We start from the raw sequence: 22192 nt of genomic DNA on the forward strand, positions 1-22192 counted from the left end.
GGTGTGCCCGGCGGCTCCGGTGGGACGATGACCGCGTGAGCAACGAGTTCGCCGCCGGGTCGCGCCGCCTTCTCTCCCGCCCGCCGTCCGTCATCGCCCACCGAGGTGCCTCCATGGAGGCACCAGAGCACACCCTGGCCGCCTACCGCCGCGCCATCGAAGAGGGCGCGGACGGACTGGAGTGCGACGTACGGCTGACCGCTGACGGCCACCTCGTCTGCGTCCACGACCGGCGGATCAACCGCACCTCCAACGGGCGCGGCGCGGTCTCGGCGCTGGAGCTCGCGGACCTGGCGGCACTCGACTTCGGCTCCTGGAAGGGCAGGCACGCCGACCCGTACGAATCCCCCGACACCGCCCTCGACACCGACGTCACCGACGCGACCGACACGGCCTACCCGAGCGGAGCAACCGGCGCGGCCGACACCGCCCACCCGGCGGACGCGACCCGCGCGACCGACTCCCGCACCGATCCCGAACGGACCTCCGTTCTCACCCTGGACCGGCTGCTCGACCTGGTGGCCGAGGCGCCGCGCCCGGTGGAGCTGTCGATCGAGACCAAGCACCCGACCCGCTGGGCCGGACAGGTCGAAGCGCGCCTGCTCGAACTGCTGGACCGCCACCGCCTGAACACCCCCGTGCGGGTGATGAGCTTCTCCGCGCGCTCCCTCCAGCGCGTGCGCGCCGCGGCGCCCCACCTGCCGACGGTGTTCCTGACCCAGTTCCTGCTCCCCCGCCACCGCGACGGGCGGCTGCCGAACGGCGTGCGCATCGCGGGCCCCGGCATCCGCCTGCTGCGCTCGCATCCGGAGTACGTCGAACGTGCCCACCGCGCGGGCAACGAGGTGCACGTGTGGACGGTGGACGAACCCGAGGACGTCGAGTTGTGCGTGCGGCTCGGGGTCGACGCGATCATCACCAACCGGCCGCAGCAGGTCCGTGCCCAGCTCAGCGGCGGGCCGTACTGACGATCCGGGAGCGCACCGCGCCGGCGGGCGGGAGTGCACCGGCGCATTCGGTGCTTATTGCAGTCGCGCGAGTGCGTCAAGAGAAGGGGAGTGGCCGGTTTCCGCCGCACTCGGCTGGGGCATTCATCCCGATGGCGTGGGGCAAAGGAGGTCTCGGGGGTGGCGTTGGTGGTGGCACAGGAAGTGCCTACTTCGTCGACCATGGCCGTGCCCCATGGTCCGTCGGGTGTGCGGCTCGCACGGCGCAGGATGCGCGAGGAACTCCTCGCGTGCGGCGCTCCCGACACGGTCGTCGATGATGCGATTCTGATTCTTTCCGAGCTCCTCAGCAACGCGTGCCGCCACGCGCGGCCGCTGCACGAGGGGTCGTCGGTGACGCACGGAGCGGGGGGTGCCCATGGGGGCGACGGGCCCGAGGGAGGCCCAGGAGGCACGGCGGCCGACGCCGCGACGGTCAGGGCGTCGTGGTGCAGGGACGCGGGCGGCGAGGTGACCATCGCGGTCACGGACGGTGGCGGGCCGACCCGTCCACTTCCGGCCAAGCCCTCCGTCACCGCACGCGGCGGCAGAGGGCTCGCCATCATCACCGCCCTCGCCCGGGACTGGGGGGTGCGGTCCGAGCACCCGGACAGACCCCCGCGGACCAGGTTCGGGGCCCCGCGCACCGCTCCCGACGACACCGCTTCCGCCGACACTGCACACGGCCGGAGCGCACGCCGCGGCGGCGCCTCCCGCGCCCGTACGCCATCCGGAGGCTCCTCTGACACCGGTACGCGCGGCCCGTACGTGCCGGACGGCATCACGCCCGGCGCCCCGGCAGACGGGGAGCCCGCGGTGACGGTCTGGGCGGTGCTACGGCCGGACAACTCCTTCAGCGGACGGGTCGCCGCCAGCCTCGGCGGCCTCGGTGCGGGATCCGGCGGCCTCGGCGGCGAGCCCGGCGAGGAGTTCGACCTCGCCTCGGTGGAGGAGCTCTGAGCCTCCCGGGCCTACCTGCACCGCTCGGGACGGGGAATGCCGGCCCTCCCTGAGGAGCGTCGGCCCTTCCCGGGCGCATACCGACCCTGCCCGGACAGGGCACCGGTCCTCCCCGGACGAGGCACCGGCCCCTCCGGACAGGGCACCGGCCCTCCGGACGAGGCACCGGCCCCACCGGACAGGGCACCCCTCCGCTCGCAGCGCGGCCGGGCGTGCGGTCGGCCCCCGCTCCGCGTGCGGTGCGGCAGGGCGGTGCGGGCAGCGCGCTGTGCCCGGCAGCTACTAGGATCACGGCGCCCACAACGCCGCACCTCTGGAGAACCGCTCGCATGGCAAACAAGCGCCGACCCCAGAAAGCCGCCCCGGCCGCCACAGGGGCGGCAGACAGCGGGAACTACCCGGTGGTGGGGGCCCGCCAGCCGTGCCCCTGCGGTTCGGGACGCCGCTACAAGGCGTGCCACGGCAGGGCAGCCGCCCAGGCCGCGACGGAACTGGTGCGCCGCCCGTTCGAGGGGCTGCCCGGGGAGGCCGACTGGGTCGCCCTGCGCGAGCTGGTTCCGGCCGCCACCGCGCGTCTGACGCTCAAGGGAGGGCTCCCCGAGGGCGTCACGGCCGTCACGCTGGCGACGGTGCTGCCGATGGCGTTGCCCGCGCTGCACAGGGAGAGCGGTGAGATCCTGCTGGGCCTGCAGAACGACACGGCCTCGGGTGACCTGAGCCGGGACCTCGCGGACACGCTCCAGCGCGCGCTCGCCGCCAAGCCCGGCACCCCGGTCGACGCGGGCCGCGCCGACCCGCAGGGCCCGCGTCTGCAGGATCTGCTGGACCTCGACGCGCCGTTCGAGCCGGAGGTGCACTCCGGGTTCGAGTTCTGGCTGGAGGGCGAGGAGGAGCCGGCCGGTGAGGTCGCCGCCTCGTTGGAGAGCGCCAACTCCGCGGCCCTGCCCACCACCCGGCTGACGGGGGTCGAGGGGGCCTACTGGTGCGAGGCGCCGGGGAAGAACCACCTGCGGTGGGTGATGGCCAGGCCCGAGGAGGAGCTGCTGGACGCGCTGGCGCGCCTGCACGCCGCGGGTGCCTCGTCGCTGGACGAGCCGCAGGGTGCCGAGGGATCCCGGCTGGTGGGCTCTTTCCGGGCGCACGGGCTGACGGTCCCGGTATGGGACCTGCCCTCGAAGATGACGGCTCAGGACTGCGAGAAGCCCGCTGCGGCGTTCGCCGAACGCCTGGCCGAGGCGCTGGCGGCGACGGCTCCGCTGACGGCCGAGGAGCGCCGCGCGCGCAGCGGTCTCACCAACCGTCAGGTGACGCTCAACTGACGGCAGTCGGGAGATTCGGCGTGGGGTTCGCGAAGGTCCCGTGGGCGTGACACCGATCACACGCGCGGTCCAACTTGCCCTACTCACAGGTAAATCGGCGTCTCAATCGGAGCGATCGAATTTGCTAACCGCCGATCTCTTGTTACGGTTCTAGGAGCCCGGTCGCTGGTGCATCCCCCGTCGCCAGCGACCGGGTTTTTCTTGTGCCGTCGGCCCGCCCCTGACTCGCCGACTCGCCGGCGGACCGACCTTTCGTGGATGCCGCCGGGCAAGCGGACGTCAACTGCCGCTGTCGGCCCGTAGCAGACGCCGTCGCCCGTCGGCGGAGACGACCTCGGCCACCGCGGAGTAGGTCTCGTGCGCTTGGGCCTTGCCGCGCTCTTCCCCGTCGCCGCGTGGCGTCTCGCACACGCCCCGCCCGGCGGCCGCGGCCATGGTGCAGCGCACCCGGGTCGTACGCCCTTCGGGGCCTCGCAGGGTCAGGAGGGCGGGCAAGGCGCCCCGGGTGGTGTTGCGGTAGTAGGCGCGGGCCCAGGTCTCCTCGCCCTCGCTCACCACGCAGGCCCGCGCCTCCACCCCTTCGGGTGAGGTGATTTCCGGCCCGCAGGAGGACGAAGGCCGCCCCGGGTCGCCCACTCCCCGTCGCGCCGTCTCGCGCTCGGGCTCGGGCTCAGGCTCGCGCTCGGGCTCGCCGGCGGTCTCGTGCCGGGGCTGGGCCGCCTCGAACGCCTTGGCCGCGAGGCGGGCGTCCTCGCCCGCGACCGCCGCCGCGAGCGGTACCGCGGCGACGAGCGCGACCGTGCTGGCGAGGGTGACCACGCGGAGCCTGGACGCGCGCTGGTGCGGCTGGAGCATGAGGGAACCCACCTGAACGGGAGCGGAGCGACGAGGAGCGACGGGAGCGGGGCGGGGCGGGGCGGGCGAGCACGGGGCCGGGAACCGGACCGACCGGTGAGGTGAACATATCGGGGTCAAGGTGGCGTACACGCCCCAAAGACTCCCGTTTCCCCCTCAACTGCCCACGGCTCCAACCCGTACGAGTGAAGCCCCCGCTCTCCGAACCACACCTCGCACCGCGCAAAGCACCGTGCGTCGCACATCCGCGCCACCCGCGCCACCCGCGTCACACGCGCCACCGGCGCCGGCCACGAAACACACGTCACAGGCCACGTGAGCGACCGGCACACCGACCGCCCGCCCGCGCCCGCGCATCCCCGATCCGGACCCCGTCCCGGCCTGCGGCTCTCGGAGCCCCGAAGGCGCGGGCGCGCGAAAGCGCGGGCACCCGAAGGCCCCGGACGCCGGAACCCCGCCCCGACTCCGCCCCCGGTGCTCAGTACGCCAGTCGACTACCCGTGTCCGGGGTCGCGGCGCTCTCCTCGACGAGGACGTCCAGCAGCGTCTCCATCCGGGGCAGCCACGGCCGGCCGTCCGCGCCGGGTTCGGGCTCCCGCTCCCAGCGGGCCCTGCCGGCTCCGGTGAGGGCGCCGGGCAGCGCCACGTAGCCGCCACCGCCGTGGAACCGCAGGGAGCTGGGCACCCGGTCCTGGGCGTACAGCAGTTCGCCCAGCTCTTCGAGCGCGTAGGGCTCGACCAGTACGGAGAAGCGGGTGGGCGTCGCGATCACCGGGCCCACGCGGACACCCGCGGCGTCGAAGGTCGCCAGGGCGCGCGCCCCGGCGACCGCCGGCAGGCTCAACGCGCACGGCGCCGGGCCGCCGGTCGCGAGGATCACCGGGGCGTCGGGCCTGTTGGTCCACCACCAGCCGACCATGGCCTCGTCGGCCGTGGCCGCCAGCAGCACGGGGTCGAAGGGGTGTGCCCCCGGCACCACGCACTCCGGATCGCGGCACGCGCAGACGGCGGCCTCGCCCCGGCCCCCACTGGAGGCGAGGGCGGCTCCCGGGACGACGGGCCACTGCCACTCGGTGGCCGCTGTCAGCGCCGTGCTCCGCATCGGTGACCGGTGGGTACTCCGTCCGGACCGCGCCCGAAACCGTCGGCCCTGGAGCTGTCCCCAGGCCCTGAGGGAGCGTCGCCTTCCGAGGATCTCGCGCATGAGCGCTCGTTCCTTTCCGTGAACGCCGAACAACGCCTACAAAGCAAACAACGCCTGTTACGCAAACACAGTGAACAAACGGCGACCGGCCGAACGGGCGGGGCCGGCGGGACGACGGGAACGACTCGCCTGCCGAACGCCAATGACCGTGCCGACCGATCTCCCAGCTCAGTACGTGTCGTGAACTTTGGTGACCGTGCGTGTCTGGCAGTGCCTCGTGCTGCGGGCCCGGCGCGGAACGTGGCGAGGCGGCGGGCACACCGCGTGCGTACCGCGGACCGCCACCTGCGCCGATGCTGCTCGTACTTGCTTGTCACGCGCCGCGAACCTCCCCCGGCCCTCGGCCGGAAGGGACCCCGGCATCCGCTCGTACCGCGTCCGTGCTGCCTGTGCAATCCCGCGACTGGTGCCATCCCGCGAAGAGGGACGGGGCGGTGCCCGCTTCCCTCTAGGACGCCATGTCTCCCCACAGGGTTCCGTACCCGCAGCGGCGGTGCCAACGCGCTGCCGAATGGCCTCAGTCGACAGCAGTATGCACGCCAGGCGAGCGATTTTCCGCCAATCTTTCCACCGTACGGCCTGCCCCCGTGAGAGGCACCGTCTCTGCGGACATGCTCGGCACCGCAGCGCACGTACTGGACATGCCCCAACGGCATGTGTACATGTAGTGGCATTGATAGCGGAGCAACATGACATGGGGGTTTGCGATGCTATTGGACCAGTTTCTCCACCTTCCGGGTCGCTGCCCATGACCTCTCCGCACCTGCCGAAAGTGGCTGGAATCGAACCAGCTGTTTCCTCGAATTCCCCGACGTCCCCTGCTTCGTCGGAGCCCGCCGAATCCGCGGCCTCGGCCGCACCAGCCGCACCGCCCGCCTCCCCCGCCCCTCCCACAGCTGCCCGGGCCTCCGCCGCACCGGGCACGGACCCGCCGCCAGGGGACCCCCGCTCCCCCCAAGGCCGTCCACAGGACCACCCACCCGAGGTGAACCCCGGCTCGCCGGCGGACCGCAAACGGATCTGCGACCTGTCCTGCCTGCTCGACCTCACGACCCGGCTGGCGCGCACCGACCACTTCGACGCCGCACTCCGCGAGACGCTGCGGGCCGGCGGCACCCTCCTCGGCGCCCCGCGCGGCCTGGTCGTCCTCGAACCCGGTACGCACCCCGGCGCCGCCCACGGGCCGGTCCCCGAACAGACCCTCGGCATGGGCCTGGGCCGCGCCGAGCTGGGCGAGCTGGAGACCGTCCCCGCCCCCTCCCCGCCCGCCGGAACGCCCGACGCGGACCATGAACCCGGCGTCGCCTGCCCCGACCTCGCCGCCGCCCCCGGCCTGGGCGCGCACCACCGGCAGGTCGCCGCCCGCCTCGGCTACTCCGCCACCTACACCGTGCCGCTCACCACCGGCTCCGGCGTCCGTCTGGGCACGGCCGTCTGGCTCTACGACGAGCCGGGCGCGCCCACCGTGCGCCAGCGGGAGCTGCTGGGCGGCTATATGCGCTACGCCACCGAGCACTGCGCCCACCTGAGCGAACTCGCCCGCATCCGCGAGGAGTCGGCAGCCCTCGGCGCGGAACTGCTGCCCAGCACGCTGCCCCGGGTCCCCGGCGTCACCCTCGCGGTGCGGCACCGTACGAGCCCGTCCGGCGGCGGCGACTGGTTCGACGCGCTCGCGCTTCCCGACCGGGCGGTGGGGCTGGCCGTCGGGTCCGTCACCGGGAGCGGCCCCGCTGCGGTGGCCGCCATGGGGCGGCTGCGCGCCTCCCTGCGCGCGTACGCGGTGATGGAGGGCGAGGATCCGGTCGCCGTCCTGTCCGACCTGGAACTGCTGTTGCGGCTGACCGAGCCGGCCGCCTCGGCGACAGCTCTGTTCGCGTACGCCGAGCCGGCGGCGCGCAAGGTGCTGCTCGCCGGGGCCGGGCACTGCGCGCCCCTGATCGTGGGGCCCCGCCGCGTCGAGCCGGTGGAGACGGCGGTCTCGGCGCCGCTGGGGATGCTGGCCTGCTGGGAGGCGCCCAGCGCCGAGGTCGTGCTGGGAGAGGGCGAAACCCTCCTGTGCTACACCGACGGGCTGCTGCACCGCACGGGCCAGTCCATGGACCGCGCCTTCGCGCGGCTGCGGTCCGCCGCCGCCGGTGCGCCGCGCGCCACGCGTGAGGACCCCGAGGCGCTGGTCGACCACGTGCTGCGCACCGTTTTGCCCGCGCCGCTGGCCGACCTGCCCGACCACCCCGAGGACGTCGTCCTGCTGGCCGCCCGCTTCTGAGCGCCCGCACGCCGCACGCATCCCGCCCCCAGAGAAACCGCACGCCGTACGGACCTCGCTCACCCGCCCGCGCGGGCCCTCGCGGGCGGCGTGGTCCGCCGTCGCGGCCGGGGGAAGGTCACATCCGCACGGCTCTGGACCAGCCACGTGCCACCCATACGATGGAAGGTGGTTTCATCCGTCGAACAGGAGGCAGACGTGGCAGACGACGCCGCTGACGAGCAGCCGATCAAGCAGCGGAAGAACGGCCTGTACACGGGCGTCTCCGACGAGCTGGCCGAGAACATGAAGTCCGGCTGGGCGGACACCGAGCAGCACGGCCTGGAGCCGATCGCGCAGGCCGCCGAGCTGGCCGAGCGGCGCGAGAGGCTGTCGGCACGGTTCCCGGGCGAACGGCTGGTCGTCCCCGCGGGCAATCTCAAGACCCGCTCCAACGACACCGAGTACCCCTTCAGGTCGTCCGTTGAGTACGCGTACCTGACCGGCGATCTGACCGAGGACGGCGTGCTCGTCCTGGAGCCGACGGGTGCGCGCGGCCACACCGCCACGCTCTACCTCCTGCCGCGCTCCGACCGCGAGAACGGCGAGTTCTGGCTGGACGGCCAGGGCGAACTGTGGGTCGGCCGGCGGCACAGCCTCACCGAGAGCGAGAAGCTCTACGGTCTGCCGTGCGCCGACGTACGCACCGTCACCGACGCGCTGCGCCGGGCGAGCGGCCCGGTGCGCGCCGTACGGGGGTACGACGCCGGCGTCGAGGCGGCGCTGGCGGACAAGGTGACCGCCGAGCGGGACGAGGAGCTGCGCGGCTTCCTGTCCGAGATGCGGCTGGTCAAGGACGCGTTCGAGGTCGGCGAGCTGCAGAAGGCGGTCGACTCGACGGTGCGCGGTTTCGAGGACGTCGTCCGCGTGCTCGACAAGGCGCAGGCCACCTCCGAGCGCTACATCGAGGGAACGTTCTTCCTGCGCGCCCGCGTGGAGGGCAACGACGTCGGCTACGGCTCGATCTGCGCCGCGGGCCCGCACGCCACCACGCTGCACTGGATGCGCAACGACGGCCCCGTGCGCTCGGGCGAGCTGCTGCTCCTCGACGCCGGAGTGGAGACCCACACCCTCTACACCGCCGACGTGACCCGCACCCTGCCGATCGACGGCCGCTTCACCGACCTCCAGCGCACGATCTACGACGCGGTCTACGAGGCGCAGGAAGCGGGCATCGCCGCCGTCAAGCCGGGCGCCAAGTACCTGGACTTCCACCACGCGGCGCAGCGGGTGCTGGCCGCCAAGCTGGTCGAGTGGGGCCTGGTCGAGGGCCCGGTCGAGCGGGTGCTGGAGCTGGGTCTGCAGCGGCGCTGGACGCTGCACGGCACCGGGCACATGCTCGGCATGGACGTGCACGACTGCGCCGTCGCCCGGCGCGAGACCTACGCCGACGGCACCCTCGAGCCCGGCATGTGCCTGACCGTCGAGCCGGGGCTGTACTTCCAGGCCAACGACGAGACGGTGCCCGAGGAGTACCGGGGCATCGGCGTGCGCATCGAGGACGACATCCTGGTCACCGAGGACGGCAACCGCAACCTGTCCGCCGGGCTGCCCCGCAGCAGCTCCGCGGTGGAGAGCTGGATGGCGGAACTCAGGTCGTAACGCCCGTCGAAGTCCTAAAATCCGAGCACGGCGGCGAGGTCAGGAGACACGAGCGACGACAACGCGCCCGCTGAGCCTGTCACCGGCGAGCGGTCCCCCGGCGGCCCGGCACCCGGCACCCGGCGGGTGTCCCCGCACCGACGGGTGGCCCGCACCGACGAGTGGCCTGTCACCGACAAGGAAGAGAGCGCGCTTTGGTCTCCCGGATGAGGACCGGACTGCTGTCCGCGTTTCCCTTCCTCGCCATGGCCGTCGTCGGTGCCGCCGACATGACGGGCGGGCCCGGGATCGGGCTGCAGCCGATGATGGCGCTCGGTCCCGCGTTCGCCGGTCTGACCGGTGGCAAACGGCGCACGGCCGCCGTCGGCGCGCTGGCGCTGGTGCTGACCGTCGCGCTCAGCTTCTACAACGACCAGTTCGGGGAGCGGCGCGGCAACGCCACGCTGATCTCCGTCGCGGGCGTGTCGGTGGCGGCGCTGGTGGCCACCGCGATGCGGCAGCGGCGGGAGGCCGAGCTGGCCAACGTGCGCTCCATCGCGGAGGCCGCCCAGCGGGTGCTGCTGCGCCCGGTACCGCGCAGCGCCGGGCGGCTGCGGGTCGCCGTCTCCTACACGTCGGCCGTCGCCGAGGCCCGGATCGGCGGCGACCTGTACGAGGTGGTCACCTCGCCGCACGGCGTGCGCGTCATCATCGGGGACGTCCAGGGCAAGGGCCTGGAGGCCGTGGAGACCGCGGCCGTCGTACTCGGCGCCTTCCGGGAGGCCGCCTACGACGAGTCCGACCTGCCCGCCGTGGGCGAACGTCTGGAGCGGGCGTTGGACCGGCACCTGCTGGGCGAGAAATTCGTGACGGCGGTGCTGGTCGAAGTGGAACACAGCGAGCGGCCCCGGACGGCGACGCTGCTCAACTTCGGTCACCCGGCGCCGCTCGCGGTGCGCCACGACGGCAGCGTCCACTTCGCCGAGCCGCCCCGCCGGTGCCTGCCGCTGGGCCTGGGACTGCACGGCAGCGAACCGCCCTTCCCGCACCAGGTGCCCTTCGCCCCCGGCGACCAGCTGCTGCTCTACACCGACGGCGTCACCGAAGCCCGGGACGCCGACAACCACTTCTACCCCCTCGACCAACGCGCCCACCTGCTCAAGGACCCCGACCCCGAGGGAGCGCTGGAGGCCGTCCACCAGGACATCGAGGAACACGTGCGCTCCCCCCTCAACGACGACGCGGCGATGCTGCTGCTGCGCTACCGCAACTTCCGCGCCGGGCCCGAGCCCGCCACCACCGAGGACCAGCAGGTCGAGCCGACCTCGTGAACCGGCCGCTCAGAACGCGTGCACCCGTCGCTCAGAAAAACTCGTGCACCGGCCGCTCGGAAACCCACTCACCACTCGCTCAGAACGCGGGCAGCAGTGCTCCGTCGCGGCGGGCCAGCACCTTGTCGAAGCTGACGACCGCGCCGCCTCGCCCCGGCCGGTTGCAGAACCGCACGTGATCGGCGAGGCACTCGATCAGGTGGAGGCCGCGCCCGCTCTCCGCCTCGTTCCCGCACCGCACCGGGTCGTATCCGGCGGGAAAACCGGGCCCCGTGTCGGCCACCTCGATGCGGCAGCGGTCACCCTCCAGGTAGGCGGACACGCGGTAGGCACCCGCCAGGTCACCGGCCGCGCTGCCGTGCTCGACGGCGTTCGCGCACGCCTCGGACAGTGCGAGGCACATGTCGTAGGCCACGTCGGGGTCGACTCCGGCCGCTTCCATGGAGCTCAGCAGAAGGTGCCGCGCGAGCGGCACACTGGCGGCTTCGCGCCGTAGCCGGAGAGACCACCACAGGCTGCTCATGCTCACCCTCCACGCGGCTCGACACACGGGTTACCTATTGCCTGCGTGTCCGAGCACTACTCGGGCGCGTCGCGATGACCCCCGTACGGCGGAAACCGCCCGCCGTACCGACCGGCCGACCGTCTGCCCGGCCCGCACCCGCCGTACGCGCGGGGCCGCCGCCTGCGGTACACCGGGGCCTGTACCTGCCGTATACCGGAAGCGGACGCGGTGAGATGATGGCGCCGCCATGACTGCCGGAGCGGACCTGAGACTGCTGCGGGCCGCGGTGTTCGCTGCGGCCTGCGTCACCGTGTCCGCCGCCGGTCACATCCTCGCCGCGGGCACGATGGTCCCGCTGGTCCCGCTGGCGCTGGGGTTCGGCTGCGTGTTCACGCTCGCCGTGGCTCTCGCCGGACGGGAGCGCTCGCTGCCGGGCATCGCCGGGCTGCTCACGCTGGGCCAGTTCGCCCTGCACGTGCTCTTCTCCTTCGGCACGATGGGCGCCTCCGGCTCCGCACAGGCCGCCGCGGGCACGCGCCCCGGCTCCTCGGACGGCCCCGGCGGGGTGCGGGCGCTGGCCGGAAAGCTGCTGTGCAACCACAGCGCGGCGGGCATGAGCGAGGCCGACGCGCGCCGGATCGTCTCCCGCGCGGGGCTCGACCCGGACACCGCCGCCTCCGCCGCGGCGGGCGGCGGCTCGGCCGGGCACTCCGCACACCATGCCGCCCAAGCGGCCTCCTCGGTGCCGTTCCCCGACACCCCGCTCGACTGCCTGCGGGACGCGGCGCGCGCCGCCGTCGGCATGTTCGACGCACCGATGCTCCTCGGCCACCTGTGCGCGGCACTGCTGCTCGGCTGGCTGCTGCGGCGCGGCGAGGCGGCGCTGTGGCGCCTGGTGCGGCTGTCGGCCGACGCCGCCGACACGGCCGACGAACTGGTGGCCGCGCTGGCTCTGAGCCGGGCCCTGGCCTACGTACGGGCGCTGCACGCCGGACTGCTGCCCAAGACACCGGCACGGTCCGTCTTTCCCCGTCCACGTGACGAGCGGGCGCCGCGCTCCGTCACACTCGACCACACCGTCCACCGGCGCGGCCCGCCCGCACGCACGGCGGACGCCTTCGCGCTCGCGGCCTGACGGCCCCGCACACGGACGACGACCGCCCCGCGCCCCCTCTTCTCTCCGCTCCCCCACACCGGTGAGCCACGGCAACAGAGCCGTACGCCTTGTGTGCTTCGGTGAGCCGTACGCCCTGTGCGCTTCCCTGGGCCCTACGTGACCGACCGGAGCGCCGTGCGAGAGAGAGGCGCGCGCGGTCGGGCAGCTGCGCCGTGCGGGCCGTACCGCACGCCCGCGCGCACGCGTACCCCGCACGCATGCTGCCCGTCATTCGCCCTGTCCGTCAGGAGCACACTCGTGAAGAACTCCCACCGCCGCGCCGTGACCGTCGGCGCGCTCGCCGCCGGCACCCTCATGCTGGTCGCCGGACCCGCCTCGGCGCACGTCAGCGTCGACCCGCAGGAGGCGCCCAAGGGTGGTTACAGCACCGTCAACTTCAAGGTGCCCAACGAGAAGGACGACGCCTCCACCGTGAAGCTGGAGGTCACCTTCCCCACCGACCACCCGCTGGCGTCCGTGATGCCGCAGCCGGTGCCCGGCTGGGACATCAAGGTCGACAAGAAGAAGCTGGACAAGCCGATCGAGACCCACGGCGAAAAGATCACCGAAGCCGTCTCGAAGGTCACCTGGAGCGGCGGCAAGGTCGAGCCCGGCGAGTTCCAGCAGTTCCCCGTCTCCATGGGACAACTCCCCGAGGACGGGGACCAGCTCGTCTTCAAGGCCCTGCAGACCTACGACGATGACGACGTCGTACGGTGGATCGAGGAGCAGCAGAAGGGCGCGCCCGAGCCCGAGCACCCGGCGCCGGTGCTGAAGCTCGCCGCCGCCGAGGAGGACGGGAAGGCCGCGGGGTCCGCGTCGGGCGACGGCAAGGCCACGGAGCAGACGGCGGCCTCCTCCGGCACGGACGCCGACTCCGGCGACGGCTCCGACACCACCGCACGCGTCCTGGGCGTGGTGGGGATCGTCGTGGGCGTCGCCGGTATCGGCTTCGGCGTCCTGGCGGGCCGCCGCCGCACCTCCTGACCCCACCTGCCCCCTTCTGACCCCGCGGTCCGACGCGGGTGGTGCGGCCCGGCGCGTGAGCCGGGCCGCACCACCCGCGGGCCCCGTGTCCGCCCCTCTCGCGCCCCTCGCTCCTTCGCCCCCTCGCACTTTTCGACACCGGCCCCGTCACGGCCCCGACACCGATCCCCATACCGACACCGACACGCACACCCGACCCCGAACCAGCACGAAGCGGATCACCACCATGCGCACTACCAGAACGGTCCCGGCGGCAGCCGCCCTTGTCGCGGCCGCCGCCCTCGCCCTGACCGGCTGCGGCACCGACGGCGATGACGGCGGCAAGGCCGCCGACAAGCCGGCCACGGTCGAGAAGCAGGAGAAGGGCGGCACGGTCCTCGACCAGCCCTTCGACAAGCCCGACCTGACGCTCACCGACACCCACGGCGAGAAGTACGACTTCATCGAGGAGACCAAGGGCCACCCCACGCTCCTCTACTTCGGTTACACCAACTGTCCCGACGTCTGCCCGCTGACGATGAGCAACATCGCGGTGGCCAAGGCGAAGCTGCCCAAGGAAGAGCAGAAGAAGCTGCGGGTCGTCTTCGTCACGACCGACCCGGAGCGGGACACCCCCGAGGAGCTCGGCAAGTGGCTGCGCGGCCAGGACCCGTCGTTCACCGGGCTGACCGGTGACTTCGACACCATCCAGGCGGGCGCCCGCAGCCTGGGCGTGAGCGTCGAACCGTCGTACAAGAAGAAGAACGGCGACGTCGTCTCCACCCACGGCGCCCAGGTGCTCGCCTTCTCCCCCAAGGACGACAAGGCGCACGTCCTCTACACCGAGGGCAACACCGACCCGAAGATCCTCGACAGGGAACTGCCCAAGATCATCAAGGGGGAGAACCCGTGATCCCTCGTCCGCTCGGCGCCACGGCTCGCCGTTCACTCGCCGCCACCGCGCTCGGCGCCGCCTGTGTGCTCACCCTGGGTGCCTGCTCCTCATCCCCTTCGTCCTCTTCGTCCTCCTCGTCCGGAGACAAGGAAGGGAGCGCCGCGGCGACGGGGCGCCCCGAGTTGAAGGTCAGCGGCGCCTACGTGCCGCAGCCGCCCACCGACAAGATGGCCGGCGGTTTCCTGACCGTGCGCAACAGCGGCGGCAAGGCCGACAAACTCACCTCCGTCTCCAGTGACGTGGCGGGCGAGGTCGAGATGCACGAGACGGTCGAACAGCAGATGCGGCAGGTCGAGTCCCTGCCGGTCCCCGCGCACGGCACCCTGAAACTGGCGCGCGGGGGCAACCACCTGATGCTCATGGAACTCAAGCACAAGCCGGTCAAGGGCCAGACGGTGACCTTCGTCCTGCACTTCGCCAAGTCCGGCTCCGTCACGGTCAAGGCTCCCGTCGAGGCGACGAACTACACACCCGAGAAGTGAGGTTCGCAGGCGTGCCGTACACCACTGAGCCCCCTCCGTCCGCTGCCGCGGCCGGCCGGCGTCACCGCCCGGCCGGCCGGCCGGCGCTGCCCCGCGCCGCGACGGCGCCCCCTTCCCTCCGAGCGGCCACACAGTCGTCCCGTGCGCGGACGGTCGCCCCGTCGGCCCGTGGTGCGTGGAAAGCGCTCGTGATGGCTCTGCTGACCGGTGGGCTGGCGCTGCTGGGGATCCTGGCCACCGCCGGGCCCGCCGCCGCGCACGCGGCGCTGACCGGCAGCGACCCGGCGGACGGCTCGGTGGTGCGCGACGCGCCCCGCCAGGTGACGCTCGACTTCTCCGAGGGCGTGGCCATGTCCGACGACTCGATCCGCGTCCTCGACCCGCACGGCAAGCGGGCCGACACCGGGGCGATCCGCGACACCGGCACAGGCGGGAAGACGCAGCGCGCCGTGTCGCTCAAGTCCTCGCTCTCCAAGGGCACGTACACGGTCGCCTGGCAGGCCGTCTCCGCCGACAGCCACCCCGTCTCGGGCGCGTTCACCTTCTCCGTCAAGGAACCGTCCGAAACCAGCGCGACCGTCCCCCAGCAGGACGAGAACGCCGGCGGCGGTGCCGTGGGGACGCTCTACGGGATCGGCCGGTACGCCGCCTACGCGGGCTTCGTCCTGCTGGTCGGCGGAGCGGGCTTCGTCATGCTGTGCGCCCCGCGCGCGGCCTCCTCGCGGGCGGTACAGCGGCTGACCGTCACCGGATGGGTCACCCTGACCGCCGCCACGCTGGCCCTGTTGCTGCTGCGCACCCCCTACACCGGCTCGGGCAGGCTCGCCGACGTCCTCGACCTGGGCGGGCTCAAGGAGGTGGTCGCCACCAAACCGGGCACGGCCCTGGTGTCCAGGATGCTGCTGCTGGCCGCGGCGGCCCTGTTCGTCTCGGTGCTCTTCGGGGCGTACGCGCGGCGCCGCAAGGACGGTGCGGTGAGCACAGACGGTGCGGTGAGCACGGACGGCGTGGCGGACACGGACGGTGCGGTGAGCACGGACGGTGCGGCGGACACGGACGGTGCGGTGAGCACGGACGGTGCGGCGGACACGGACGGTGCGGCGGACTCGGACGAGCCGGTCGGCGCGCGGGAGCGGCACGACCTGCTGTACGGGCTCGCCATCGGCGGCACCGTCGTCGCGGCCGGGCTCGCGGCGACCTGGGCGATGGCCGAACACGCCTCCACCGGCATCCAGACGTCCCTCGCCATGCCGGTGGACATCCTGCACCTGCTGGCTGTCGCCCTGTGGCTCGGCGGACTGGCCGCGCTCTTCTGTCTGCTGCGCTGGGGTCCCTCGCCCTCGGGCACGGCAGTGCGGCGTTTCTCCGCGGTGGCCCTGACGAGTGTCACCGTGCTCGCCGCGACGGGGCTGTACCAGTCGTGGCGCCAGGTGGGGACTCTCGACGCGCTGACGAGCACGTCGTACGGACAGCTGCTGCTGGTGAAGGTCGCCCTGGTGGCCGTGCTGGTGGGGATCGGCTGGTTCTCCCGCCGATGGACAGCCAGGTTGTCGGAGGTCCCGACGGAGACGACGGCTGTCCAGGGGGAGGCGACGGAGGTTCCGAGGGAGGCGGAAAACGGCCGCACGGAGAGCGTCCGTACGGACATCCCCGCCCGGACAGCGTCCCTTCCGCACACGCGCTCTCCGCAGCCGCCGGTCCGCGCCTCCGCTCCGTCTTCCAGCCTCTCTTCCGACAGCGCCTCTGCCGAGGATCCTTCCGGCGACGGCACGGCCGACCCCGTACGCGCCGCGCAGCTCGCGCGGCAGCGGGACGCCGCCGACGCGGCACAGCAGCGCAAGCGGCGCGAGGCCGATCCCCAGCGCAGTGGACTGCGCCGCTCGGTACTGACGGAGGCCTCCATCGCCGTCGTCCTGCTGGCCGTCACCACGATCCTGACCAACACCGAGCCGGGCCGCACCGAGGCGCAGGCGCACGCGGCGGGGAACTCGGGAACGAGCGCCTCCGCCGGTCCCGTGGAGGCGAAGGTGCCGTTCGACACCGGCGGCCCCGGCGGCAAGGGCACCGCCGCGCTCACGCTCGACCCGGGCTCCCGCGGCCGCAACACCCTCCAGGTGCACACCACCGCCCCCGGCGGCCGACCGCTCGACGCACCGGAAGTGAAGGTCACCTTCACCCTCCCCGCGAAGGACCTCGGACCGCTGCCTGTCACCCTGAAACCGGTCGCGGGGAAGAAGGGCCACTGGAAGGCCACGGATGTCCGGCTCCCCATGGCCGGAGAATGGAAACTCGCACTCACCGTCCGCACCTCGGACATCGACCAGGTCACCACCTACAAGACCGCCACCATCGGCTGAGCCGGAACCGAACCACACCATGAGTACGCACAGCGACCACGAATCCGCGAACCACTCCACGGACGGCAGCCCCGAGCGGGGCGGCGAACCCGTCCGCGGTCCCCGCGCGACCGCCGTCAACGCCCCTCGTAAGCGGCGAGAACGCCGCCGGGGGTCCCCGTCCCGGGAATCTGTCCCTCCCCCGGCCGCGGCGGAAGACGAACGCGGTACGTCGTCGGGTGGCGATGCGTCGTCCGGTAGCGGGGCGTCGCCAGGTAGCGGTACGCCGTCCGGGAGCGGCGCGCCGCTGTCGCGGAGGCGGTTGCTGGGCACCGCCTCCGCCGCGGGCGCGGGCGGGCTGGTGCTGGGTGCCGCGGGCGGCGCGTGGGGGCACGCGACGGCGCAGGACGAGCCGCCCACGGCGCTGACGTCCCTGGGCTCGACCGGCGTGGCGTTCCACGGCACACACCAGGCGGGCATCGTCACACCGGCGCAGGCGCACGGCCACCTGGTGGCGTTCGATCTCGTGTCCGGTGCCGGGCGCAGGCAGGCGGCGGCGCTGCTGCGGCGCTGGTCGGACGCGGCGCGGCGGATGATGGCGGGCGAGCCGCCGTCAGGCGGCGAGCGGGACACCGGAATCGCGCTGGACGCGGGGCCCTCGTCGCTCACGGTGACGTTCGGATTCGGCCGTACGTTCTTCACCCGTACGGGTATGAAGAAGGAGCTGCCGCGGCAGCTGGCCCCGCTGCCGGACTTCTCCGCCGACGCGCTGGACAAGGAACGCTCCGACGGCGATCTGTGGGTGCAGATCGGCGCGGACGACGCGCTGGTCGCCTTCCACGCGCTGCGCGCGCTCCAGCGGGAGGCGGCGGGGGCGGCACGGGTGCGCTGGCAGATGTCCGGTTTCAACCGTTCCCCCGGGGCCACGGACCGTCCCCGCACGGTGCGCAACCTGATGGGCCAGGTGGACGGCAGCAACAACCCGAAGACCACGGACGACGACTTCGCCGAGCGCGTCTTCGTGCCGTCCTCGGGTGAGCCGTCCTGGATGGCGGGCGGCTCGTTCGTGGTGCAGCGGCGCATCAGGATGCTGCTCGACAGCTGGGACGAGCACGCGCTCGGCGAGCAGGAGCGGGTCATCGGGCGGCGCAAGTCCGACGGCGCGCCGCTGTCCGGCGGGCACGAGCACACCGCCCCTGACCTCGACAAACGCGGCAAGGACGGGCTGCCGGTGATCGCCGCCGACGCGCACGTGCGGGTCGCGGCGCCGGAGACGAACGGGGGCGCGGCGATGCTGCGCCGCTCCTTCTCCTTCCACGACGGCTTCGGGGACGGGGGTGCGCCGGACGCGGGGCTGCTGTTCCTGGCCTGGCAGGCGGACCCGTTGCGCGGCTTCGTACCCGTGCAGCGCAAGCTCGACAGGGGGGACGCGCTCTCGGACTTCCTGCGGCACGAGGCGAGCGGGCTGTTCGCCGTTCCGGGCGGTCCCGCGCGGGGCGAGTACGTAGGCCAGCGGCTGCTCGAGGGCTGAGACCGGCACTCGGCGGGTGCCCGGCGCGGCTACCGTGGCGGCATGTCATCTGCGAGCCGCTACACCTACCTCGGTCCCGAGGGCACGTTCACCGAAGCCGCGCTGCACACGCTCCCCGAGTCCGCCACCCGCCAGCTCACCCCGATGGTGTCCGTCCCGGCGGCGCTGGACGCCGTGCGGAACGGGGAGGCGCAGGCGGCGTTCGTGCCGATCGAGAACTCGGTGGAGGGCGGGGTGACCGCCACGCTGGACGAGCTGGCGGGCGGCGGCCGGCTGATGATCTACCGCGAGGTGCTGTTGCCGATCGCGTTCGCGCTGCTGGTGCGGCCTGGGACGACGCTGGAGACGATCAAGACGGTGACGGGGCACCCGGTCGCCCAGCCGCAGGTGCGCAACTGGCTCGCGGCGCATCTGCCGGACGCCGTGTGGGAGTCGGCGGCCTCCAACGCGGACGGTGCCCGCCTGGTGCAGGAGGGCCGGTACGACGCGGCGTTCGCGGGCGAGTTCGCGGCGGCGAGGTACGGGCTCCAGCCGCTGGTCACCGACGTCCACGACGCGGAGAACGCGACGACGCGGTTCGTGCTGCTGGGCCGTCCCGCGCGCCCCGCGGCGCCGACGGGTGCGGACAAGACGTCGGTCGTCTTCTGGCTGCAGGGGGACCAGCCGGGTGCGCTGCTGGAGGTCATGCACGAGTACGCCTCGCGGGGGGTGAACATGATGCGGATCGAGTCGCGGCCGACGGGTGAGGGCATCGGGCAGTACTGCTTCTCGGTGGACTGCGAGGGGCACGTGGAGGACCGCCGGGTGGGGGACGTGCTCATGGGGCTGAAGCGCTCGTGCCGTGCCGTGCGCTTCCTGGGTTCGTATCCGCGCGCGGACGAGCAGCCGCCGACGCTGCGTCCCGGTATGGCGGACGAGGACTTCGTGGCGGCGGCGGACTGGCTGACGCGGTGCCTGGACGGGCGGGACTGAGGTCCGGGCGACGCTGTTCCCACTGTGCACAGCCGCGGCGAAGTTATCCACAGGGGTGAGTGGCGACCTGTGAACAAGTCGACAGGCGAAACGGACTCTGTCGACAAAACGGCATGGATACCGCATCGCCGTCCACAGCCGCCAGCACGCGCCTCGTCAGCACAATTCCCTCGATGAACCCTTCGGTGGGAGCTGATCCCCCTCAAAAGGGTGGGAATTTCGGGTTTACGGCGGGAATTCCCGGAGGACCGAGCAGGCGCCGGAAGGGATCTCTCCCATTTCCACAGCATCGCCTCCCCGCCTGTGGAAAAGTCGCTCCGCACCGGTGGCCGCTGTGGATAAACCCGGTGGACGCGACGCCCAACTGCCCTGACCGGCCCCGCGATCACCTTCACCACCACCCTCTGGAAAGAGAGACGGGATTCCCGGAAGGGGTCGGCAATGCGGGCCTCGCAAAACCGCAAATTCGGACAAATTACACGCAAAGGGATTTCGGATCGAGAGCCGTCGGAGGTCACCGGTACCCTGGCGGGGTGATTGACCTTCGCCTGCTCCGTGAGGACCCCGACCGTGCGCGCGCCTCGCAGCGTGCCCGTGGAGAGGACGTCGACCTCGTCGACGCGGTGCTCTCCGCCGACGAGCGGCGCAGGTCCTCCAGCGTCCGCTTCGACGAGCTGCGCGCCGAGCAGAAGCAGCTCGGCAAGCTCATCCCCAAGGCCGAGGGCGAGGAGAAGGCGGAGCTGCTGCGCCGCACCGGCGAGCTGGCGACCGCGGTCAAGGCCGCCGACGCCGAGAAGGACGAGGCCGCCGCCGAGACGCAGGAGCTGCTGCGCCGGCTGAGCAACCTGGTGCACCCGGATGTCCCGGTGGGCGGCGAGGAGGACTTCACCGTCCTGGAGACCCTCGGCACCCCCCGCGACTTCGGCGCCGAGGGCTTCGAGCCGAAGGACCACCTGGAGCTGGGCCAGCGGCTCGGCGCCATCGACGTCGAGCGCGGCGCGAAGGTGTCGGGCTCGCGCTTCTACTTCCTCACCGGCGTCGGCGCCCTGCTGGAGCTGGCGCTGGTCAACGCGGCCATCGCCCAGGCGACCGAGGCGGGCTTCACGCCGATGCTCACGCCCGCGCTGGTCAAGTCGCAGGCCATGGACGGCACTGGGTTCCTCGGCCAGGCGGCCCAGGACGTCTACCAGCTGGAGAAGGACGAGCTCTACCTCGTCGGCACCTCCGAGGTGGCCCTGGCCGGGTATCACATGGACGAGATCATCGAGGCGAACCGGCTGCCGCTGCGCTACGCCGCCTTCTCTCCGTGCTTCCGGCGGGAGGCCGGCTCGTACGGCAAGGACACCCGGGGCATCTTCCGCGTCCACCAATTCGACAAGGTGGAGATGTTCTCCTACGTCGACCCCGAGGACTCGCAGGCCGAGCACCGCAGGCTGCTGGAGTGGGAGAAGCAGTGGCTCTCCTCCCTGGAGCTGCCGTTCCAGGTGATCGACGTGGCCACCGGCGACCTGGGCGCCTCGGCCGCACGCAAGTACGACTGCGAGGCCTGGATCCCCACCCAGGGCAAGTACCGCGAGCTGACCTCCACCTCGGACTGCACCCAGTTCCAGTCGCGGCGCCTGTCCGTGCGCATGCGGGACGGCAAGCACGTGCAGCCGCTGGCCACGCTGAACGGCACCCTGTGCGCCGTACCCCGCACGATCGTCGCGCTGCTGGAGAACCACCAGCAGGAGGACGGTTCGGTGTGGGTGCCGCCGGTGCTGCGCCCCTACCTGGGCGGGCGTGAGGCGCTGGAGCCGATCGCCAAGTGAGCACCGCAGCAGACGCCAACGCCGCGGGCCCCCATGCCGCAGGGCCGCATGCCGCAGGCTCCAGTGCCGCGGACGCCGACGCCGCGGGCCCCGGTACTGCGGACGCGCCCGTGCCCGCGCCTCCGTTTCCCTACCGGCTGATCGCCACCGATCTCGACGGCACGCTCCTGCGCTCCGACGACACCATCTCCGCGCGCACCCGGGCCGCGCTGGACGCCGCCGCCGAGCGGGGTGCGGCACACATCGTGGTGACCGGGCGTGCGGTGCCGTGGACGAAGCGGATACTGGCCGACCTGGACTACCGGGGCCTGGCGGTGTGCGCACAGGGCTCGCAGGTCTACGACGCGGGAGCGGGCAAGCTGCTGACCTCCGTCACGCTCGACCGCCGGGTCGGCCGGCAGGCGCTCGACCTGCTGGAGAAGGAGGTCGGCACCGTCGCGGTCGCCGCCTCCTGCGACGGTCTCGACGGCCAGGTGCTGGCCGGGCCCGGCTACCGCGTGCACGACGGCCCGCTGCCCTACGTCCCCGTCGAAGACCGGGAGACGATCTGGCAGCAGCCGCTCAACAAGCTCTACATCCAGCACGACCAGTTGGACGACGACGGGCTGGCCAAGGCCGCGCGTGCCGCCGTCGGCGACCTGGTGGGCGTGGTGATGGCCGGCGAGGGCATCGTGGAGCTGCTGCCGCTGGGGCTCAGCAAGGCGAAGGGGCTGGCGCTGGCGGCCCGCCGCCTGAGGATCCGTGCGGCCGAGACCGTCGCGTTCGGTGACATGCCCAACGACGTTCCGATGTTCGCCTGGGCCGGGCACGGCGTCGCCATGGCCAACGCCCACGAGGAGCTGCTGGCCGTCGCCGACGAGGTGACCGCGGCCAACGACGAGGACGGTATCGCCGTGGTCCTGGAGCGGCTGCTGTCCCGCCCGTAGGGGCCGGATGC

17 protein-coding genes and 1 pseudogene are annotated in these 22192 nt (G+C 72.8%); 15 read left to right on the forward strand and 3 right to left on the reverse strand.

Features of this window, described 5'->3' with window-relative positions; translation table 11 throughout:
* The first annotated feature begins 35 nt into the window (after nucleotides 1–35).
* The 3 genes and pseudogenes from DTL70_RS32595 to DTL70_RS32610 all read left to right on the forward strand — a co-directional run bounded on the left by DTL70_RS32595 (nucleotide 36) and on the right by DTL70_RS32610 (nucleotide 3265).
* Entirely contained in the window at nucleotides 36–968 is a 933-nt protein-coding gene (locus tag DTL70_RS32595) for a glycerophosphodiester phosphodiesterase family protein (protein ID WP_114025628.1), read from the forward strand.
* 71 nt (nucleotides 969–1039) lie between these two features.
* A pseudogene (locus DTL70_RS32600) lies at nucleotides 1040–1589 on the forward strand (ATP-binding protein); the annotation flags it as partial.
* 686 nt (nucleotides 1590–2275) lie between these two features.
* Nucleotides 2276–3265 (forward strand): DUF5926 family protein, encoded by a 990-nt coding sequence (locus DTL70_RS32610; protein ID WP_114025629.1) that lies wholly within the window; start codon nucleotides 2276–2278, stop codon nucleotides 3263–3265.
* A 279-nt stretch (nucleotides 3266–3544) separates the two neighbouring features.
* On the opposite strand, the gene DTL70_RS32615 is transcribed toward DTL70_RS32610, so the two are convergent.
* Together DTL70_RS32615 and DTL70_RS32620 are read right to left on the reverse strand one after the other, a co-directional pair.
* Complete coding sequence (locus DTL70_RS32615; RefSeq protein ID WP_114025630.1) at nucleotides 3545–4120, reverse strand: hypothetical protein; 576 nt, start codon at nucleotides 4118–4120, stop codon at nucleotides 3545–3547.
* A 478-nt stretch (nucleotides 4121–4598) separates the two neighbouring features.
* Nucleotides 4599–5324: a bifunctional DNA primase/polymerase gene (locus tag DTL70_RS32620; protein WP_114025631.1), complete on the reverse strand. Its 726-nt coding sequence runs from the start codon at nucleotides 5322–5324 to the stop codon at nucleotides 4599–4601.
* A 985-nt stretch (nucleotides 5325–6309) separates the two neighbouring features.
* Here DTL70_RS32620 and DTL70_RS32625 point away from each other — a divergent pair.
* From DTL70_RS32625 to DTL70_RS32635, 3 genes are all read left to right on the forward strand, one after another.
* Complete coding sequence (locus DTL70_RS32625) at nucleotides 6310–7590, forward strand: PP2C family protein-serine/threonine phosphatase (protein ID WP_342776527.1); 1281 nt, start codon at nucleotides 6310–6312, stop codon at nucleotides 7588–7590.
* Between the two features lie 198 nt (nucleotides 7591–7788).
* Complete coding sequence (locus DTL70_RS32630) at nucleotides 7789–9231, forward strand: aminopeptidase P family protein (protein ID WP_114025633.1); 1443 nt, start codon at nucleotides 7789–7791, stop codon at nucleotides 9229–9231.
* Between the two features lie 206 nt (nucleotides 9232–9437).
* Nucleotides 9438–10541, forward strand: a complete 1104-nt coding sequence (locus DTL70_RS32635; RefSeq protein ID WP_114025634.1) for a PP2C family protein-serine/threonine phosphatase — start codon at nucleotides 9438–9440, stop codon at nucleotides 10539–10541.
* 79 nt (nucleotides 10542–10620) lie between these two features.
* Here the strand turns inward: DTL70_RS32635 and DTL70_RS32640 are convergent, their stop codons facing one another.
* On the reverse strand, nucleotides 10621–11064 hold the full coding sequence (locus DTL70_RS32640) for an ATP-binding protein (protein WP_114016710.1): 444 nt from the start codon (nucleotides 11062–11064) through the stop codon (nucleotides 10621–10623).
* Between the two features lie 229 nt (nucleotides 11065–11293).
* Here DTL70_RS32640 and DTL70_RS32645 point away from each other — a divergent pair, with 229 nt between their 5' ends.
* From DTL70_RS32645 to DTL70_RS32685, 9 genes are all read left to right on the forward strand, one after another.
* The gene (locus DTL70_RS32645; protein ID WP_114025635.1) at nucleotides 11294–12181 is read left to right on the forward strand and encodes a hypothetical protein; all 888 of its coding nucleotides are present in this window, start codon (nucleotides 11294–11296) and stop codon (nucleotides 12179–12181) included.
* A gap of 336 nt (nucleotides 12182–12517) precedes the next feature.
* The gene (locus DTL70_RS32650) at nucleotides 12518–13189 is read left to right on the forward strand and encodes a YcnI family copper-binding membrane protein (RefSeq protein WP_114025704.1); all 672 of its coding nucleotides are present in this window, start codon (nucleotides 12518–12520) and stop codon (nucleotides 13187–13189) included.
* 226 nt (nucleotides 13190–13415) lie between these two features.
* Nucleotides 13416–14081 carry an SCO family protein gene (locus DTL70_RS32655; RefSeq protein WP_114025636.1) on the forward strand — a complete coding sequence of 222 codons (666 nt, stop codon included), beginning with the start codon at nucleotides 13416–13418 and terminating at the stop codon, nucleotides 14079–14081.
* Entirely contained in the window at nucleotides 14078–14605 is a 528-nt protein-coding gene (locus DTL70_RS32660; RefSeq protein ID WP_114025637.1) for a copper chaperone PCu(A)C, read from the forward strand. Before DTL70_RS32655 ends, DTL70_RS32660 begins: the two co-directional genes overlap by 4 nt.
* Nucleotides 14606–14796: 191 nt before the next feature.
* Complete coding sequence (locus tag DTL70_RS32665) at nucleotides 14797–16962, forward strand: copper resistance protein CopC (protein ID WP_114025638.1); 2166 nt, start codon at nucleotides 14797–14799, stop codon at nucleotides 16960–16962.
* A gap of 19 nt (nucleotides 16963–16981) precedes the next feature.
* On the forward strand, nucleotides 16982–18472 hold the full coding sequence (gene efeB / locus DTL70_RS32670) for an iron uptake transporter deferrochelatase/peroxidase subunit (protein ID WP_245980303.1): 1491 nt from the start codon (nucleotides 16982–16984) through the stop codon (nucleotides 18470–18472).
* 42 nt (nucleotides 18473–18514) lie between these two features.
* Nucleotides 18515–19444: a prephenate dehydratase gene (gene pheA / locus DTL70_RS32675; RefSeq protein WP_114025639.1), complete on the forward strand. Its 930-nt coding sequence runs from the start codon at nucleotides 18515–18517 to the stop codon at nucleotides 19442–19444.
* A 533-nt stretch (nucleotides 19445–19977) separates the two neighbouring features.
* Nucleotides 19978–21255, forward strand: coding sequence for a serine--tRNA ligase (gene serS / locus DTL70_RS32680; protein WP_114025640.1), 1278 nt, complete (start codon nucleotides 19978–19980; stop codon nucleotides 21253–21255).
* A 110-nt stretch (nucleotides 21256–21365) separates the two neighbouring features.
* Complete coding sequence (locus tag DTL70_RS32685; protein ID WP_114025706.1) at nucleotides 21366–22181, forward strand: HAD family hydrolase; 816 nt, start codon at nucleotides 21366–21368, stop codon at nucleotides 22179–22181.
* The last annotated feature ends 11 nt before the right edge of the window (nucleotides 22182–22192 follow it).

Source organism: Streptomyces diacarni (genome assembly GCF_003323715.1).
Lineage (GTDB): Bacteria > Actinomycetota > Actinomycetes > Streptomycetales > Streptomycetaceae > Streptomyces > Streptomyces diacarni.

Bases quoted from the DNA above. Each gene is read 5' to 3' on its own strand.
- DTL70_RS32610 (WP_114025629.1), top strand. From the start codon at position 2,276: ATGGCAAACAAGCGCCGACCCCAGAAAGCCGCCCCGGCCGCCACAGGG.
- DTL70_RS32615 (WP_114025630.1), bottom strand. From the start codon at position 4,120: ATGCTCCAGCCGCACCAGCGCGCGTCCAGGCTCCGCGTGGTCACCCTC.
- DTL70_RS32620 (WP_114025631.1), bottom strand. From the start codon at position 5,324: ATGCGCGAGATCCTCGGAAGGCGACGCTCCCTCAGGGCCTGGGGACAG.
- DTL70_RS32635 (WP_114025634.1), top strand. From the start codon at position 9,438: ATGAGGACCGGACTGCTGTCCGCGTTTCCCTTCCTCGCCATGGCCGTC.
- DTL70_RS32640 (WP_114016710.1), bottom strand. From the start codon at position 11,064: ATGAGCAGCCTGTGGTGGTCTCTCCGGCTACGGCGCGAAGCCGCCAGT.
- DTL70_RS32645 (WP_114025635.1), top strand. From the start codon at position 11,294: ATGACTGCCGGAGCGGACCTGAGACTGCTGCGGGCCGCGGTGTTCGCT.
- DTL70_RS32650 (WP_114025704.1), top strand. From the start codon at position 12,518: ATGCTGGTCGCCGGACCCGCCTCGGCGCACGTCAGCGTCGACCCGCAG.
- DTL70_RS32655 (WP_114025636.1), top strand. From the start codon at position 13,416: ATGCGCACTACCAGAACGGTCCCGGCGGCAGCCGCCCTTGTCGCGGCC.
- DTL70_RS32665 (WP_114025638.1), top strand. From the start codon at position 14,797: ATGGCTCTGCTGACCGGTGGGCTGGCGCTGCTGGGGATCCTGGCCACC.
- efeB (WP_245980303.1), top strand. From the start codon at position 16,982: ATGAGTACGCACAGCGACCACGAATCCGCGAACCACTCCACGGACGGC.
- pheA (WP_114025639.1), top strand. From the start codon at position 18,515: ATGTCATCTGCGAGCCGCTACACCTACCTCGGTCCCGAGGGCACGTTC.